At 74.3% G+C, this 16,515-nt stretch carries 15 protein-coding genes; 10 read left to right on the top strand and 5 right to left on the bottom strand.

The window, feature by feature from the left end; all coding sequences use genetic code 11:
- Positions 1-380: 380 nt before the first annotated feature.
- From BGO37_RS13205 to BGO37_RS13195, 3 genes are read right to left on the bottom strand one after another with little or no spacing between them, the layout of a single operon-like run.
- A complete protein-coding gene (locus BGO37_RS13205) occupies positions 381-2,123 on the bottom strand; it encodes a PQQ-binding-like beta-propeller repeat protein (RefSeq protein WP_291755567.1) in 1,743 nt (580 codons plus the stop codon).
- Between the two features lie 44 nt (positions 2,124-2,167).
- A complete protein-coding gene (gene mtnN / locus BGO37_RS13200; RefSeq protein ID WP_291755566.1) occupies positions 2,168-2,938 on the bottom strand; it encodes a 5'-methylthioadenosine/S-adenosylhomocysteine nucleosidase in 771 nt (256 codons plus the stop codon).
- Complete coding sequence (locus BGO37_RS13195; protein WP_291755837.1) at positions 2,935-3,387, bottom strand: S-ribosylhomocysteine lyase; 453 nt, start codon at positions 3,385-3,387, stop codon at positions 2,935-2,937. Before BGO37_RS13195 ends, mtnN begins: the two co-directional genes overlap by 4 nt.
- A gap of 51 nt (positions 3,388-3,438) precedes the next feature.
- Here BGO37_RS13195 and BGO37_RS13190 point away from each other — a divergent pair, with 51 nt between their 5' ends.
- Positions 3,439-4,266, top strand: a complete 828-nt coding sequence (locus BGO37_RS13190; RefSeq protein ID WP_291755565.1) for a DUF72 domain-containing protein — start codon at positions 3,439-3,441, stop codon at positions 4,264-4,266.
- 175 nt (positions 4,267-4,441) lie between these two features.
- Here the strand turns inward: BGO37_RS13190 and BGO37_RS13185 are convergent, their stop codons facing one another.
- Together BGO37_RS13185 and pgi are read right to left on the bottom strand one after the other, a co-directional pair.
- Entirely contained in the window at positions 4,442-4,819 is a 378-nt protein-coding gene (locus tag BGO37_RS13185) for an RNA-binding S4 domain-containing protein (protein WP_291755561.1), read from the bottom strand.
- Positions 4,820-5,004: 185 nt separating this feature from the next.
- The gene (gene pgi / locus BGO37_RS13180; RefSeq protein ID WP_291755559.1) at positions 5,005-6,684 is read right to left on the bottom strand and encodes a glucose-6-phosphate isomerase; all 1,680 of its coding nucleotides are present in this window, start codon (positions 6,682-6,684) and stop codon (positions 5,005-5,007) included.
- Between the two features lie 100 nt (positions 6,685-6,784).
- Here pgi and BGO37_RS13175 point away from each other — a divergent pair, with 100 nt between their 5' ends.
- The 9 genes from BGO37_RS13175 (at position 6,785) to BGO37_RS13135 (ending at position 16,456) form a co-directional block, all read left to right on the top strand.
- Entirely contained in the window at positions 6,785-7,693 is a 909-nt protein-coding gene (locus BGO37_RS13175; protein ID WP_291755558.1) for a PfkB family carbohydrate kinase, read from the top strand.
- Positions 7,694-7,910: 217 nt separating this feature from the next.
- Positions 7,911-9,086: an ROK family transcriptional regulator gene (locus BGO37_RS13170; protein WP_291755557.1), complete on the top strand. Its 1,176-nt coding sequence runs from the start codon at positions 7,911-7,913 to the stop codon at positions 9,084-9,086.
- Positions 9,087-9,169: 83 nt separating this feature from the next.
- On the top strand, positions 9,170-10,549 hold the full coding sequence (locus tag BGO37_RS13165; protein WP_291755555.1) for an extracellular solute-binding protein: 1,380 nt from the start codon (positions 9,170-9,172) through the stop codon (positions 10,547-10,549).
- A gap of 76 nt (positions 10,550-10,625) precedes the next feature.
- Positions 10,626-11,624 carry a carbohydrate ABC transporter permease gene (locus BGO37_RS13160; RefSeq protein ID WP_291755553.1) on the top strand — a complete coding sequence of 333 codons (999 nt, stop codon included), beginning with the start codon at positions 10,626-10,628 and terminating at the stop codon, positions 11,622-11,624.
- Positions 11,621-12,481: a carbohydrate ABC transporter permease gene (locus BGO37_RS13155; protein WP_291755552.1), complete on the top strand. Its 861-nt coding sequence runs from the start codon at positions 11,621-11,623 to the stop codon at positions 12,479-12,481. Before BGO37_RS13160 ends, BGO37_RS13155 begins: the two co-directional genes overlap by 4 nt.
- A gap of 1 nt (position 12,482) precedes the next feature.
- Positions 12,483-13,457 (top strand): ROK family protein, encoded by a 975-nt coding sequence (locus BGO37_RS13150; protein WP_291755551.1) that lies wholly within the window; start codon positions 12,483-12,485, stop codon positions 13,455-13,457.
- Complete coding sequence (gene nagB / locus BGO37_RS13145) at positions 13,457-14,239, top strand: glucosamine-6-phosphate deaminase (RefSeq protein ID WP_291755548.1); 783 nt, start codon at positions 13,457-13,459, stop codon at positions 14,237-14,239. The genes BGO37_RS13150 and nagB overlap by 1 nt, the downstream gene beginning before the upstream one ends.
- Before the next feature lie 31 nt (positions 14,240-14,270).
- Positions 14,271-14,636 (top strand): DUF3039 domain-containing protein, encoded by a 366-nt coding sequence (locus BGO37_RS13140; RefSeq protein ID WP_291755546.1) that lies wholly within the window; start codon positions 14,271-14,273, stop codon positions 14,634-14,636.
- Positions 14,633-16,456, top strand: coding sequence for a DEAD/DEAH box helicase (locus BGO37_RS13135; protein WP_367188112.1), 1,824 nt, complete (start codon positions 14,633-14,635; stop codon positions 16,454-16,456). The genes BGO37_RS13140 and BGO37_RS13135 overlap by 4 nt, the downstream gene beginning before the upstream one ends.
- Positions 16,457-16,515 lie beyond the last annotated feature (59 nt).

Genomic DNA, 16,515 nt, shown 5'->3' with positions numbered 1-16,515 from the left:
GCGAGAGGACCCCCCGGGGGCCGCCGCGAGGCGCCGGGCGCGGTCGTGGTCGGCGATCTCGCTGGTGGCACCCCAGGCGGCGAGCGCGAGGAACGCCACCGTGCCGGCGGCGACCGTCGCCCGGATCCCGTGGGTGCGCTGCACGGCGCGGTGCGCGTGGCGGTCGGCGTCGTCCGCGTCGGCTGCGTCGTCCGTCGCCGTGGTGGCCCGGGGGTCCGGATCGTCGTGCCACCGCGCGTGACCGGTCCCGGGCCGGCCGAGCTCGCCGAGGTCGACGAGCACGCGGCCGGCCGCCGGGCGGCGGCGACGCGACATCGTCGAACGGTAACCCGCGCCGCCGGCGCGAGCGCCCGGAGCGTCGGCCCGGCGCGCTCGCGGCCTCAGCCGAGCGCGTACACCGTGCCGGGCGCGTGGCGGACGAAGCCGCCGCCGGGGCCGTCGGCCCCGAGGACCGTGCTGTCCGCCTGCGCGCTGCGCACCAGGTGCCCCTCGACCGCGTCGATCGACGTGCCCGCGCCCGGCAGGAGCGTGCGCCAGCGGACCGCGCCCGTCGTGAGGTCGAGCCCGACGAGGTCGGCGGTCGTGGAGCCGAGGGTGATCGAGCCACCGGAGTCGTCGACGGTGGACGGGTAGTGGCCCATGACCAGGGCCGCCACGTGCCCGTCCGTGAACGCGCCGACCGGCACGGTCTCCGCCCCCTGGGCGCCCGGCACGAGTGTCGACACCGTCCACAGGCGCTCCCCGGTGCGCAGGTCGACCCCGGCGGCGCCTCCCTCGGGCAGCGACAGCACCGCGACGTCGCGCGTTCGCACCAGGAGCTCCCCGTAGGGCGCGACGTTGTGCCAGCGCTCGGCGCCGTCCGTCCCGAACGCCCGCAGCGGCACGGTGGCGGAGCCGACGAGCACCACGTCGGAGGGCGTGCCGTCGGTCGCCCGCGGGTTGAGCACCTGCCCGGGGAACGTCACCGCGCCGCCGGACCCGTGCAGCACGCTGACGACCCCCGCGCCCGACCCGCCGATGTCGAGGACGCCGCCGTCGACGTAGGGCGTCGCGTACGACCACTCCGAGGCCCGTGCGCCGGTGACCACGCCGTCGGGGGAGATGGTCGCCTCGACGCCGCAGCCGGAGACCGCGAGGAACGCGCCGAAGGCGTCGACCGACGGCCGCCGCACCGTGTACGTGTAGGTCGGCTGGGTGCCCGTACGGTCCTCGGCCACCGTGCCGCAGCGCCCGAGGTTGCCGTCGGGGTGGAACGCGATCGTCCGCTCCCACCGCAGCGCCCCCGTCGCGGCGTCCTCGAGCCGGACGACGACGTCCTGCCCCTGCGTGACGGTGCCGTCGAGGGAGTAGCCGCCGCCGTCGGCCGGGGTCATCGTGACCTGGCCGGCGGGCGGCTCGGGACCGATCGCCCGCACGGTCGCCAGGCCGCCGTCCGTGGTGCCGGTAGCCCAGGAGACGTCCTGGCCCAGGGCGCGGGTCGTCGAGCTCCCGTCCGCAGGGACCACCGTCACCTGCGGCGACGCGTTGAGGCCGCCCCAGCAGACGATCGGGTCGACGACCGCGGCACCGCCCGTCCCGGACGCGGCGACGCGGCACGTCGGGTCCCCGCCGACGGGCACCTGCCAGCGCTCGACGCCCGTGCCGGCGTCCAGGGCGTGCAGCACGGTGCCGCGCCGCACGACGACCAGGCCCGGCAGGTAGGCGGTGTCGTCCGCGGACTCGGTCGGCGCCGACCAGGTCACCCGGGGCGCCTCCGCCAGCGACAGGACACCGCCGGGTGCGGTCATCAGCTGCCGGGCACGCTCGTGGTCGCGGATCTCCGTGGACGTGCCCCACGCGGACAGGGCGAGGAACGCCGCCGTGCCGACGGCGACCAGCCCGCGGGCCCGCGGTCCGCGTGCTCGCGCCGCAGCCTGTGCGCCGACCTCTTCGTCGGCCGACGACGAGACGGCCCCGTCGGCGCGAGGCCCGCCCCGCTCGCGCCCGGCCTGGTCGAGCCCGATGCCGCCGTGACGCGCCGCGGCCTCCCGACCGGCGTCGGGCGGCGTCCCGCTCGCACCGACGTCGCCGAATGCGCCGAGGTCCACGACGACGCGTTCGGGCGCCCCCTTGCGCCGCACCATCACCTCACCGTAGCCGAGCCGGTGCCGCGCCCACCGGACGAGCGTCAGTCCAGCGTCTGCAGCAGCCCGACGACGACGTCCGCGGCCCGGTCGGCGGCGTCGTCCACGTGTGCGCTGAACTCGGCCGCGCCGCACAGGTCGCTGATGCCGCGCACCGCGACGAAGGGCACGCCGAACAGGTGCGCCGTGTGGGCGAGCGCGGCCGACTCCATGTCGGTGGCCAGCACGCCGGGGAAGTCGCGCCGCACCTCGTCGACGATCTCGCCGGCGACGAACGTGTCGCCCGAGACCACCTCGCCGGCGTGCACCGTGTGCCCGCCCGCCGACGACCGCGCCGCGTCGACCAGCCGCTGGTCCGCCGCGAACGTCGCGGGCATGCCCGGCACCTGCCCGATGACGTACCCGAACGCCCGGGCGTCGGCCCGCGCGTAGGCGTAGGACACGCCGACGACGACGTCGCCCACGCCCACGCCGTCGCCGAGCCCGCCGGCGCTGCCCGCGCTGACGAACGCGGTCGGCTTGAGCCCGCTGGCGACCACCGCACCGGCGGCCGCGGCGTTGACGAGACCGATCCCGGTGGTGACCAGGAGCACGTCCCGTCCCGCGATCTGCAGGGTTCGCACCCGGGCGCCGCCGACGACCTCGTCGTCCCCCTGCGCCTGTGCGCGGGCGACGAACGGCTGCGCCTCCTCGTCCATCGCGACGAAGACCGCCACGGGCCGTCCGGCGGCCCTCCCGGCGTTGCGCCCGGCGTTCCGCTCCCGGCGGGTGGCGGCCTGCGGCGCCGCCTGCTCCCCGGCGGCGTCCTCGCTCACGCGGTCACCTGCGCCCACTCGTCGCGGTGCGCGAGGAACTCCCGGGCGGCGTCCTGCGCGCCGGTCAGCGTGTGGTGCGCGCCCCACCCGCACTGGACCTCGTTGGCGGCCGGCACCTCCGTCGCCTCGAGGATGTCGCCGAGCGTCGCCTCGACGAGGTCGAGCACGTCGTCGTACGCCCACTCGTCGGCGAGGATGAGGTAGAACCCCGTCTGGCAGCCCATGGGCGAGAAGTCGACGACCTTGTCCGAGTGGTTCCGGCTCTTCTCCGCGAACAGGTGCTCGATCGAGTGGACCGTGTCCATCTCGAGGTGGGCCTTGTTCGGCTGGGCGAAGCGGATGTCGTACTTGACGAGCACGTCGCCGTGGGGGAGCACCTTGCGGTCCGCGAGGCGGACGTAGGGGGCCTTGACGGTGCGGTGGTCGAGGTTGAACGACTCGACGTTCATGCGGGGGGTGTCCACGGGACAAGTGTCGCGCCTCGTGCCCAGACTGCCGTCATGGCCGACGTCCGCGTGGGAATCTCAGGATGGCGCTACGCGCCGTGGCGCGGCGTCTTCTACCCCGCGGGGCTGCCGCAGCAGCGCGAGCTGGAGTACGTCGCGCAGCGGCTGCGCACGGTCGAGATCAACGGGTCCTTCTACTCGCTGCAGCGGCCCGAGCGGTACCGGGCGTGGGCGGACCAGACGCCGGACGACTTCCTGTTCTCCGTCAAGGGCGGCCGCTTCGTCACGCACATGAAGCGGTTGCGCGGCGTCGAGACCGCGCTGGCCAACTTCTTCGCGAGCGGCGTCCTGGCCCTCGGGCCGCGGCTGGGCCCGATCCTGTGGCAGCTGCCGCCGACGACGACCTTCGAGCCCGAGGTCCTCGACGCCTTCCTCGCCCTGCTCCCGCACGACACCCGCGCCGCGTCCGCGCTGGCCCAGCATCACGACGACAGGCTCACGGACCGCGCCTGGCTGCGCGTGGACGGGGACCGGCCGGTGCGCCACGCGATCGAGGTGCGCCACGCCAGCTTCCGCGACCCGGCCTTCACCGCGCTCGCCCGCCGGCACGGCGTCGCCGTCGTCGTCGCCGACACCGCCGGCCGCTGGCCGCTGCTCGACGAGCCGACCGCCGACGTCGTGTACGTGCGCCTGCACGGCGACGCCGAGCTCTACACCTCCGGGTACGACGAGCCCGCGCTCGACCGGTGGGCGGCCCGCGTGCGCGGCTGGGCGCAGGCCGGCCGTGACGTGCTCGTCTACTTCGACAACGACGTCAAGGTCCGTGCCCCGTTCGACGCGATGTCCCTGGCCGAGCGCCTCGGCGCCACGCCAGGTCGCTAGCGACGTGCGCCGTCGGCCTCGGCGCCACGCCACGTCGATAGCACCCTGCGGCGTCGATGGCGGGGGGTGTCGACCTCGCAGGCAGCTGTCGACGTCGCGTGAGCCCACCGATCGGCCGGGCTGGGCCCACCGATCGGCCGGGCTGGGCCCACCGGTCGGCCGGCGGGCGCGCAGCTCAGCGGCCGCGCAGGCGGTCGGTGAGGCGCCGCTCGCGCTTCGTCGGGCGCCCGCCGCCGCGGTCGCGGACCGCCAGCAGCGCCATCCGCTCGCGGGGGATCGGCGCCGGGGAGCGGTCCAGGTAGCACGCGGCCGCCACGTCCGCGCCCACGCGCTTGACGATGAGCCGCTCGACGACGACGAGCCGCTCGCGCATGTCGCCGCCGCGCACGTGCACCTCGTCCCCGGGCACGACGAGGGTCGCGGGCTTCGCCCGTTCGCCGTTGACACGGACGTGCCCCGCCCGCACGGCGGCCGCCGCCTGCGACCGCGTCGGGAACAGCCGCACGGCCCAGGTCCAGGCATCCACCCGCGCCCTGACGACCGGCTCGCTCACCCGCCCAGCCTCTCACCGGCCGACTCGTCGGCTCGACAGCCGGTTCGACGGTTCGCACCGACGAGCCGGCGCCGGACCGACGAGGCGGCAACTGACCGACGAGGCCGCCGATTCGGTGGTTCCGCGCCCGATCGGTGCATCGATGCACCGAGGTGGCGCCGACACACCGAACCGGTGCGCCGGCGTCAGTGGCGCAGCGACAGGTACCGCTCGATGAGCGCCTTCGTCGACGGGTCCTGCGACGCCAGTGCGGCGGCGTCGCCGGTGAGGGCCGGCGCGATCTCCAGCGCGAGCTTCTTGCCGAGCTCGACGCCCCACTGGTCGAACGAGTCGATGCCCCAGACGACGCCCTCGACGAACGTGATGTGCTCGTACAGGGCGATGAGCTGGCCCAGCACGGACGGCGTCAGCGACGGGGCGAGGATCGACGTCGTCGGCCGGTTCCCGCTGAACACGCGCGCCGGCACGATCTCCTCGGCGGTGCCCTCGGCGCGCACCTCGTCGGCGGTCTTGCCGAACGCGAGCGCCTTCGTCTGCGCGAAGTAGTTCGCGAGGAAGAGCGAGTGGACGTCCGTGTCGCCGTCGTGCAGCGGGTGCGCCGGGTTGGCCATCGCGATGAAGTCGGCGGGGATGAGCCGCGTGCCCTGGTGGATCAGCTGGTAGAAGGCGTGCTGGCCGTTGGTGCCCGGCTCGCCCCAGAAGATCTCGCCGGTGCCGGTGGTGACGGGCGTGCCGTCCCAGCGCACCGACTTGCCGTTCGACTCCATGGTCAGCTGCTGCAGGTAGGCCGGGAACCGGGAGAGGAACTGGTCGTAGGGGAGCACGGCGTGCGTGTGCGCCCCGAGGAAGTTGACGTACCAGACGTTGAGCAGCCCCATGAGCACCGGCACGTTCGACGCGAGCGGGGTCGTCGCGACGTGCTCGTCGACCAGGTGGAAGCCGTGCAGGAAGCCGGCGAAGCCCTCCGGCCCGATGGCGATCGCCAGCGACAGCCCGATCGCCGAGTCCACCGAGTAGCGCCCGCCGACCCAGTCCCAGAACCCGAACGCGTTGTCGGTGTCGATCCCGAAGGCCGCGACCTTGTCCAGCGCGGTGGAGACCGCGACGAAGTGGTGGGCCACCGCGGACTTCCGCGCCGCGTCGCTGTCGTCGATCCGGCCCTCGGCGACGAGCCGGTCCCACAGCCAGTCGCGCGCCAGACGAGCGTTGGTCAGCGTCTCGAGGGTCCCGAAGGTCTTCGACGCGACGATGAACAGCGTCGTCGCGGGGTCGAGGTCCTTCGTCTTCTCCGCCAGGTCGGTGGGGTCGATGTTGGAGACGAACCGCAGCTCCAGGCCCTCCTGGACGTAGGGCTGCAAGGCGAGGTAGGCCATGGCCGGCCCGAGGTCGGAGCCGCCGATGCCGATGTTGACGACGGTCTTGACGCGCTCGCCGGTGGCCCCGGTCCACGCGCCCGAGCGCACGCGCTCCGCGAAGGCGTACATCTTCGCCAGCACCGCCTGCACGTCGGCGTCGACGTGCTGCCCGTCGACGACCAGCTCCGGTGAGGTCCCCGCCGGCCGGCGCAGCGCCGTGTGGAGCACGGCCCGGTTCTCGGTGACGTTGATGTGCTCGCCGCGCAGCATCGCGCCGAAGCGGTCCGCGACCCCCACCTGCTCGGCGAGCTCGACGAGCAGGGCGAGGGTCGTGTCGGTGACGAGGTTCTTCGACAGGTCGACCGTCAGGTCGCCGACCCCGAAGGTCAGGCGCTCCGCCCGGCCGGGGTCGGTGGCGAACCAGCCGCGCAGGTCCGGCCGCAGGGTGCTCTCGTGGTCCGACAGGGCGGCCCAGGCGGCGGTGGTGGTGGGGTCGATCGGCGACGACACGGCGGTCTCCCAGGTCGAGGAGGTGGTCTGACGGACCCACCGTAGCCAGCGCCACGGGCCGGTGCCGCACGCCGATCGTCCCGCCCCTACGCTGACCGGCGTGACCGCGCCGCCGCTCGTGTGCTGCGGGCTGGCGACGCTCGACGTCGTCCAGCGCGTCGACCGCGTCCCGGGGGCCGACGAGAAGCTCGTGGCGCGTGGCCTGGACGTGACCTTCGGCGGCCCGGCGGCGAACGCGGCGGCCACGGCCGCCGCCCTGGGGGTGCCGGCGGTGCTCCTCACGGCCCTCGGCAGCGGGCCCATCGCGCGGCTGGTGCGCGACGGCCTGGTCGCGGCGGGCGTGCGCGTCGTCGACCTCGCGGCCGGCTCGCCCGGGGACCCGCCGGTGTCGACGGTGCTGGTCACGGCCTCGACCGGGCAGCGCGCGGTGGTCTCGACGAACGCGACGCTGCGGCCGGACGACCTGGGCCCGGCGGCCACCCGTGCGGCCGACGACGTGCTCGCGGCGGCCGGGGCGGTGCTCGTCGACGGGCACCACCTCGCGGCAGGCGTCGCCGTGGCGGCCGCGGCGCGGCGGCGGGGGATCCCGGTGGTGGCGGACGCCGGCTCCTGGAAGCCCGGGCTGGAGCACCTGCTGGCGCAGGTCGACGTCGCGATCCTGTCGGCGGACCTCGTCGTGCCCGCCGTGGCCCTGGCACGCGAGCCCGGTGCGGCCGAGGACGTGCTGGCGTCCGTCGCGGCGCTCGGGCCCATGTTCGTCGCGCGCTCCGCCGGGGCGGCCCCGGTCCGCGTGCGGCTGCCCTCCGGGGCGTACGACGAGGTCGCACCGCCACGCCTGCGGCCCGACGAGGTCGTCGACACGCTCGGGGCCGGCGACGTGCTGCACGGCGCGGCCGGCGCCGCGCTGGCCCGGGGCCTGGACCCGCTGGCCGCCCTCCGGGAGGGGGTCGCGGCCGCCACGGAGTCCGTGCGCCACCCGGGCGCGCTCGGCTGGGCGGCCCACCGCTGAGGCCGGGGGGATCGCCCGTGCCGGCCCGACTTGCGTGAACGTGGGATCGTCCCGGACGGTCCCAGGTTCACGGGAGATGGCCGGAGACGTGTCCGGCGCGATGCCCTGACCAGGCGAGACATCCCATGAATCGCGAGCGTGGGCACTTGATCACGATGTGGTCACGGCGTCCCGACGGGCGTTGACACGAATTTGTAAGGACGCTCTACTAACAAACGTGACGACGACGACGTCCCGGGCCATCAGGCTGGGTCCGGCCCTGCGGCCCACCGAGAAGGTGCTGCCCGAGCACGCGCGGGCCCACAACCGGTCGCTCGTCCTCGCCCACCTCTTCCACTCCGGCCCGACGTCGCGCGCCGACATCGCGCGCAGCACCGGCCTGACCCGGGTGACGGTCTCGGACCTGGTCGCCGAGCTCATCGGGGAGAACCTCGTCGCCGAGCTGGGTGTGCGCGCCGGCGGGGGGCGGGTCGGCAAGCCGGCGACGCTCGTGGGGATGCAGACCGAGGCGTTCCACATCGTCGCGGTCGACCTCACGGACGACGCCGCGCTGACGGGTGCCGTCATGACGCTGGCCAGCGACGTCGTCGCCCGCCGCACCGCGGCGCTCGACGGGCGCACCGGCGACGAGGCGGTGGCGGTGCTCGAGGGGCTGTGCCGCGACCTGCTCGCGGCCGCGACCCAGCCGGTCATCGGCATCGGGATCGGCTCGCCCGGCGTCATCGACGCCGACGGCGTGGTGCTGGAGGCACCGAACCGCGGCTGGTTCGGCGTGCCGCTGGCGGCGCGGCTGCAGGCCGCGCTCGGCGTGCCGGTGCACGTGGCCAACGACGCCAACGTCCAGGCGCTCGGCGAGTACACGTACGGCGGCGCCGGTGGGTCGCTCATGGTCGTGACGATCGGGCAGGGCGTCGGCGCCGGCATCGTGCTGGACGGCGCGCTCGTCCGCGGCCGGCACGACGCCGCGGGCGAGATCGGGCACGTGACCGTGGTCGACGAGCGCGACGTGCTCCTCGGCGAGCCGGCACCGCTGCCGTGCGTGTGCGGCCGCGCGGGCTGCCTCGAGACCGTGCTCTCCGTGCCCGCGCTGCGTCGTCGCGTGGCGGGGCTGTCCCCGGAGGACTCCGACGCCCAGCTGGCGTCGGTCGGACGGAAGCTGGGCCTGGCCCTCGCTCCCGTCGTCAGTGCGCTCAACCTCGCCGAGGTCGTGCTGTCCGGACCGCGTGAGCTGGTCGGCGGCGCCCTCCGGGAGGCGGCGCTGAGCACCGTCCGCTCGCGGACCATGCCCGTCATCGGGCGTGACCTCGAGATGCGGACGGCATCGATCGGCGAGGACCGGGCCCTCTCGGGGGCGGCGGTGCTCGTGCTGTCGGGCCAGCTCGGGGTCACGTGACGATCCCGAGCCGGCGCGTTGCAGGTCGAAGGGACACGGCGGCGCCGTCCGGCGCTCGCCAGCAATCCAGGAAGGAACCCAACGTGAAGAAGCTACGCATCGTGGCCGTGGGGTCGCTGGCAGCGCTCGCGCTGGCAGCGTGCTCGTCGAACCCGAGCACCCCCCAGGCCACGGGGACCGGCACCGCCGCCGGGCCCACCACGCCCGCGGCCGCGGAGGCTGCCAACATCAAGCTGTGGCTGGTCGGCAGCGACACGCCCGACGATCTGCGGACGTACCTGAAGACCGAGTTCGCCAAGGAGAACCCGGGCTCGACGCTCACGATCGAGGAGCAGGGCTGGGGCGACCTGGTCACCAAGCTCACCACCGCGCTGCCCGACGCCGCCAACACCCCCGACGTCACCGAGCTCGGCAACACCCAGTCCTCGACGTTCACCAACGTGGGCGCGTTCCTCGACATCACCGACCAGGTCGCGTCCCTCGGCGGCGACAAGCTGCTCAAGGGCTTCGTCGAGGCCGGCGTCGTCGACGGCAAGAACTACACGCTGCCCTACTACTTCGGCTCGCGCTACGTGTTCTACCGCAAGGACCTCTGGGCGGCCGCCGGCATCACCACGCCGCCGAAGACGCTCGCCGAGTTCAATGCGGACGTCGCGACGATCGCCCAGAAGGACCCGAAGGGCGTCAAGAACCTCTCGGGCCTGTGGCTGGGTGGCCAGGACTGGCGCAACGGCATCTCGTGGATCTTCGCCAACGGTGGCGAGATCGCCGTCAAGGACGGCAGCTCGTGGAAGGCCACGTTCGAGGACCCGAAGACCGAGGAAGGCCTCAAGCAGCTGCAGGCCATCTGGACCACCGCGTCGAAGGCCCCGAAGGACGCCACGGACGCCAACACGTACAACCACCTGAACGACTCCGACTCGGTTAAGGCGGCTGACGGCACCCTGACGAGCTACTCGCTCGACGCGGCGACCATCCTGGCCCCCGGATGGGCCCACTGGTCCATCGGCGACCTGGCCCAGAAGGACGGCAAGGACGTCCGCAACTGGAACGACGCCACGTTCGGCGTCTTCGTCCTGCCGGGCGTGGACGGCGGCGCCGCCCCCGTGTTCGCCGGCGGCTCCAACATCGGCATCTCGGCCAAGTCGCAGCACCCGCAGCTGGCGAAGAACCTCCTGAAGATCATCTTCTCCCCGGAGTACCAGCAGATGCTCGGCAAGGCGGGCCTCGGCCCGGCGAACACCGACTACGTCAGCTCGCTCGGCACCGACCAGTTCGCCACGGCGCTGAGCCAGTCCGCCCTCAACGCCAAGCTCACCCCGGCCGCCCCGGGCTGGGCGGCGCTCGAGAACAGCAAGAAGCTCGAGGAGTTCTTCCAGAAGATCGCCTCCGGCGCCGACATCGACTCGACGGCCAAGGCCTTCGACGCCGACATCACGCCGATGCTCAACGGGCAGTCCTGACGCCCTGCGGCGGCGCCGCCTCGCGGCGGCGCCGCCGCACCCCGTTCCCGATCGCCCGACCTCGCGAGGAGCGGTGATGTCTTCCCAACCCCTGCCGGCGGCCTCCGCCGACTCCGTCCCCGTGGTCACCCACGGCTCGTCGGCCCCGCCGGCGCCCAGGACGCACCGGCCGGCCCGCCTGCGCAGCCGCCGCAGCCCGGGCCTGCCGTACCTGCTGCTGATCCCGTCCGTCGCGATCCTCCTGCTCGCGCTCGGCTACCCGGTGGTCTGGCAGGTCCTCACCTCGCTGAAGAAGTTCGGCCTCGCGCAGCAGTTCGGCAAGCCGGCCGCGTGGGTCGGCCTCGGCAACTACGTGGCGCTGGCCAAGGACCCCTACCTGTGGACCGTCGTCGGACGGTCGCTCGTCTTCTGCCTGGTCAACGCGCTGGCGACGCTGCTCATCGGGATGCTCGTCGCGCTGCTGATGAAGGCGGTGCCCGGCTGGGCGCGCATCTCGGTCCAGGTCTCCATGCTGCTGGCGTGGGCGATGCCGGTCATCACGGCGATGGCCGTGTGGCGCTGGCTCTTCGACTACCGGCGCGGTGTCGTCAACTACCTGCTGACCCAGCTGGGCCTCGACTACGTCGGGCACTCGTGGCTGGAGAGCCCGCTGTCGTTCTTCTTCGTCGCCACCGTCATCATCGTGTGGGCGTCGGTGCCCTTCGTCGCCTTCTCGGCCTACGCCGGCCTGACCCAGGTGCCGGGCGACGTGCTCGAGGCGGCGCAGATCGACGGCGCCGGCTCCCTCGGCCGGTTCCGCTGGATCATCCTCCCGATGATCCGGCCGGTGCTGTCGATCGTCCTGCTGCTGCAGATCATCTGGGACCTGCGGGTGTTCGCGCAGATCCGGCTGCTGCAGGACGCCGGCGGCACGCCGTCGCAGACCAACCTGCTCGGCACGTACATCTACCAGCTGGGCATCGGTTCGGGTGACTTCGGCAAGGCGTCGGCCGTGTCGATCTTCGTCCTGCTGCTCACCATCGCGCTCTCGTGGTTCTACGTGCGGCGCCTTCTGACGGACGAGGCCCAGGCATGACCGCCACCACCGCCACCAAGCACCGGGCCCGGCCCGGGCGCGCGGTGCTCACCGTCGTCGCCGTGCTCGTCGCGCTCGTCTGGGCGTTCCCCGTGTACTGGATGATCAGCTCGTCGCTGATGTCCAACGTCCGGCTCAGCGCGGGGGCGCCCAAGTTCTGGCCGGTCAACCCCTCGTTCGACAACTACGCGTCCGTGTGGGGCGGCGGCACGTTCCTGCCGGCGCTGCGGATGTCGCTGGCCGTGACGGCGCTGACCGTCGTCTGCACGCTGCTGTTCGCGTTCCTCGCCTCGCTCGCCATCAGCCGGTTCCGGTTCCGGGGGCGGACGAGCTTCATCCTCGCGGTCCTGGTCATCCAGATGCTCCCGGCGGAGGGCCTGTTCATCGCCCAGTACCGCCTCATGGGCACGCTGCACCTGCTCAACACCGTGGTCGGCATCTCGATCATCTACGTGGGCATGGTGGTCCCCTTCACCGTGTGGATGCTGCGCGGCTTCGTCGCCGGCGTCCCGCTGGAGCTGGAGGAGGCCGGGATGGTCGACGGCCTGTCGCGGTTCGGGGCCTTCCTGCGCATCACGTTCCCGCTGCTGGCCCCCGGCCTCGTCGCGTCCGGCGTGTACGCGTTCCTGCAGGCGTGGAACGAGTTCACCACCGCGCTCGTCGTCCTCCAGGCCGACAACGTGCGAACGTTGCCCCTGTGGCTGCGCGGCTTCATCCAGACGAGTGCCGCGCGCGACATCGACTGGGGCCAGGTGATGGCGGCCTCGACGCTCATCGCCCTGCCGGTGATCGTGTTCTTCCTGTTCGTGCAGGGCCGGATGACCTCGGGACTGGTGTCCGGGGCGGTGAAGGGCTGACGTGAGCGTCTCCGACACGGACCCGCGTGCGGCGTGGGTCGTCGCCGGGCCGCGCCCCGGGTGGTCCGTCGGCCTCGACGTCGGCGGCAGCAAGGTGCTGGGCGTCCTCGTGGGCCCCGACGGCGAGCTGGTGACGAGCGTCCGGCTGCCCAGCCGGCACGGCGGTGACGGGATCGCGCGGACCGCCGTGGAGGCCACGCAGGCCCTGGCCGACGAGGCCGGGGTGGACCTGGCCGCGCTCAGCGGCGTGGGGATCGGCCTGCCGGGCATCGTCGACCCGACGCGCGGCTCGGTGGCCCACGCGGTCAACCTGGGGATCGGCGACGGCGTGCCGCTGGCCTCGCTGGTCTCGGCGGGCGTCGCGGACCTGCCGGTGCGCCTCGAGAACGACCTCAACTGCGCGGCACTCGGCGCGGCGCACCTGTCGGGCCGCCAGGACGGAGACCTGGCGTTCCTCGCCCTCGGCACCGGGCTCGCCGCCGGCCTGCTGCTGGACGGCACGCTGCGCCGCGGCGCGCACCGCGCGGCGGGGGAGATCGGCCACCTCGTCTACATCCCCGACGGCCGGGCGTGCCCGTGCGGGCAGCGCGGGTGCCTCGAGCGGTACGCCTCGGGCTCGGCGCTCGCGGCGCGATGGCCGACGGGGGCCGGTGTCCCGGCGCCCTTGGCACTCTTCGACGCGGCGGACGCCGGCGTCGCCGCGGCGCTCGAGGTGCGCGACGAGTTCATCCGCGCCGTCGCCGCGGCCGTGCGCGTGCTCGTGCTCACCGACGACGTGGAACGCGTGGTCCTCGGCGGCGGGGTGAGCGAGCTGGGTGAGAGGCTGGCCGGGCTGGTGCGCGCCGAGCTGGAGCGGGAGGCCGGGGACTCGGAGTTCCTCGCGTCCATGGGCATGGCACGGCGCGTGGCGCTGGCGCCTGCCGGCGTGCCGGTCGGCGCGGTCGGCGCCGCGCTGGTCGGGTCGAGGGAGGTCTGATGGAGGTCGTGATCGCGCCGGAGGCGCAGCTGGCGGCGCTGGCGGCCGATGCGGTGGAGCGGCTGCTGCGGGTCAAGCCGGCGGCGGTGCTGGGTCTGGCGACGGGGTCGAGCCCGCTGCGGGTGTACGACGAGCTGGCGCGCCGGCACACGGAGAACGGGTTGTCGTTCGCGGCGGCGCGGGGCTTCATGCTCGACGAGTACGTGGGCCTGCCGGCCGACCACCCGGAGCGGTACCGCACCGTCATCGAGCGGGAGATCGCCTCCCGGGTGGACTTCGCGCCGGGGGCGGTGCAGGGCCCGGACGGCCTGGCCGAGGACCTGGCGGCGGCGTGCGCGACGTACGAGGCGGCGATCGCCGATGCCGGCGGGGTGGACCTGCAGATCCTGGGGATCGGCACCGACGGGCACATCGGGTTCAACGAGCCGGGCTCGTCGCTGGCCAGCCGGACGAGGATCAAGACGTTGACGCGGCAGACGCGCGAGGACAACGCGCGGTTCTTCGGCGGCGACCTGGAGGCGGTGCCGCACCACTGCCTGACGCAGGGGCTGGGCACGATCATGTCGGCCCGGCACCTGGTGCTGCTGGCCACCGGCCGGCACAAGGCCGAGGCGGTGCACCAGCTGGTGGAGGGGCCGGTGAGCGCGATGTGGCCGGCGACGATCATGCAGCACCACCCGCACGCCACCGTCCTGGTCGACGACGCCGCCGCCGGCCGACTCCAGCTGGCCGACTACTTCCGGCAGACCTACGCCGACAAGCCCGCCTGGCAGACGATCTAGCGAGCGTCCGCGGCGTGCTTAGGATCGGACAGTGAGCGAGCCCCTTCCCCCCGTGCCCGGACCCGACGACGCGCCCGACACGGGCCGCGCCACCTCGGTGCTGGAGCGCGAGGAGGTCCGGGAGGAGCTCGAGCCCGGCGACCACGAGCGGTTCGCGCACTACGTGCGCAAGGAGAAGATCCTCGAGTCCGCCGTGAGCGGCAAGCCCGTCGTCGCGCTCTGCGGCAAGGTCTGGGTGCCGGGCCGCGACCCGTCCCGGTTCCCCGTGTGCCCCGTGTGCAAGGAGATCTACGAGGGGCTGCGCGGGCCGCAGGACGGTGACGACTCGGGCGGTTCGGGTGGCCCCGGCGGGTCCGGCGGCGGCCGGCGCGGCTGGTTCGGCGGCCGCGGCAAGTGAGCGCCCCGGACGAGATCCCGTCGTCCGGTCCCACCCCCTACAGCACGCACGCCTCGACGGCGGCGGCATCGCAGCTGCCACCGGCGTTCCCTGGTCGTGCGCCGTGGGGGACCGCGGACCGGCTGCGGGCCTGGCAGGCCGAGGCGATCGAGCAGTACCGGGCGGCCGCCCCGCGTGACTTCCTCGCGGTGGCCACGCCCGGCGCGGGCAAGACGACGTTCGCGCTGCGGATCGCCGCCGAGCTCCTGGCCTCGCGCGTGGTGCGCCGGGTCACCGTGGTGGCGCCGACCGAGCACCTCAAGCACCAGTGGGCGGATGCGGCGGCCCGCGTCGGGATCCGGATCGACCCCGGGTTCCGCAACGCGCAGGGCCGGCACGGGCACGGGTTCGACGGCGTCGCCGTCACCTACGCGCAGGTGGCCAGCCGGCCCGCGCTGCACGCGGCGCGCACCGCGGCGGCCCCGACGCTCGTCGTGCTCGACGAGGTGCACCACGGCGGCGACGCGCTGACCTGGGGCGACGCCGTCCGGGAGGCGTTCGAGGGGGCGACGAGACGACTCGCGCTCACCGGCACGCCGTTCCGCTCCGACACCGCCGCGATCCCGTTCGTCCGCTACGAGCCGGACGGCGAGGGCATCCGCCGCTCGGTGGCCGACTACTCCTACGGCTACGAGCAGGCGCTGCGCGACCACGTGGTGCGGCCGGTGATCTTCCTGTCCTACGGCGGGTCGATGCGGTGGCGCACGCGCGCCGGCGACGAGGTCGCGGCCCGGCTGGGGGAGCCGACGACGAAGGACGTCACCGCCCAGGCCTGGCGCACCGCCCTGGCGCCGGACGGCGAGTGGATCGGCTCGGTGCTCGCGGCGGCCGACCGCCGACTGACCGAGGTGCGCCGCACCGTCCCGGACGCCGGTGCGATGGTCATCGCCACCGACCAGGCCGACGCCCGGGCGTACGCCGGGCACCTCGCGCGGCTGACGGGGTCCTCGCCCACGGTCGTGCTGTCCGACGACGAGGGCGCGGGCGCCCGCATCGAGGAGTTCTCGGCCTCCGACGAGCGCTGGCTCGTGGCCGTGCGGATGGTGTCCGAGGGCGTGGACGTGCCACGGCTGGCGGTGGGCGTCTACGCGACGAGCGCCGCGACGCCGCTGTTCTTCGCCCAGGCGATCGGCCGGTTCGTCCGCGCCCGCAAGCGCGGCGAGACCGCGTCGGTGTTCCTCCCCAACGTGCCGCAGCTGCTGGCGCTGGCCAACTCGATGGAGGTCGAGCGCGACCACGCGCTGGACCGACCCGTCCCCGAGGGCGACTTCGTCCCCGAGGACGCGTTGCTCGCCGACGCCAACCGCGAGGAGCGGGCGTCCGACGAGGTCGGCGCCGACGGGGTCGTCGGCAGCTTCCAGGCGCTGGAGGCGCAGGCCTCGTTCGACCGGGTGCTGTTCGACGGCGACGAGTTCGGGCTCGAGGCGGCCGTCGGCTCGGACGAGGAGCTGGACTTCCTCGGCCTGCCCGGCCTGCTGGACGCCGACCAGGTGGCGACGCTGCTGCGCCAGCGCCAGGCCGACCAGCTGCGCGCCCGCCGCCGCGACCGGGCGGCCGACGCGACGGCCGTCGCGGAGGCCGAGCACCGCCGCCACGCGACGCTCCGCAAGGAGCTCTCGCAGCTGGTCTCCGCGTGGGCCCGGCGATCGGGCCAGCCGCACGGCGCGGTGCACGCCGAGCTGCGGCGCCGGTGTGGCGGGCCGGAGGTGGCCCTGGCGACCGCCGACCAGATCGAGGCGCGCGTGAGCATGCTGCGCGAGTGGTTCGTCGGGCGGGCCTGACCTGCGGCGACGGCGCCTCGGCGAGCGGGATCCGCGCGCACCTGCCAGGCTCGAGGGGC

The sequence above is a fragment of the Cellulomonas sp. 73-92 genome (assembly GCF_001898175.1).
Taxonomy (GTDB): Bacteria; Actinomycetota; Actinomycetes; order Actinomycetales; family Cellulomonadaceae; genus Cellulomonas.
The sequence above is the reverse complement of the archived record's forward strand: the minus strand, read 5'-3'. Positions and strand labels throughout refer to the sequence as shown.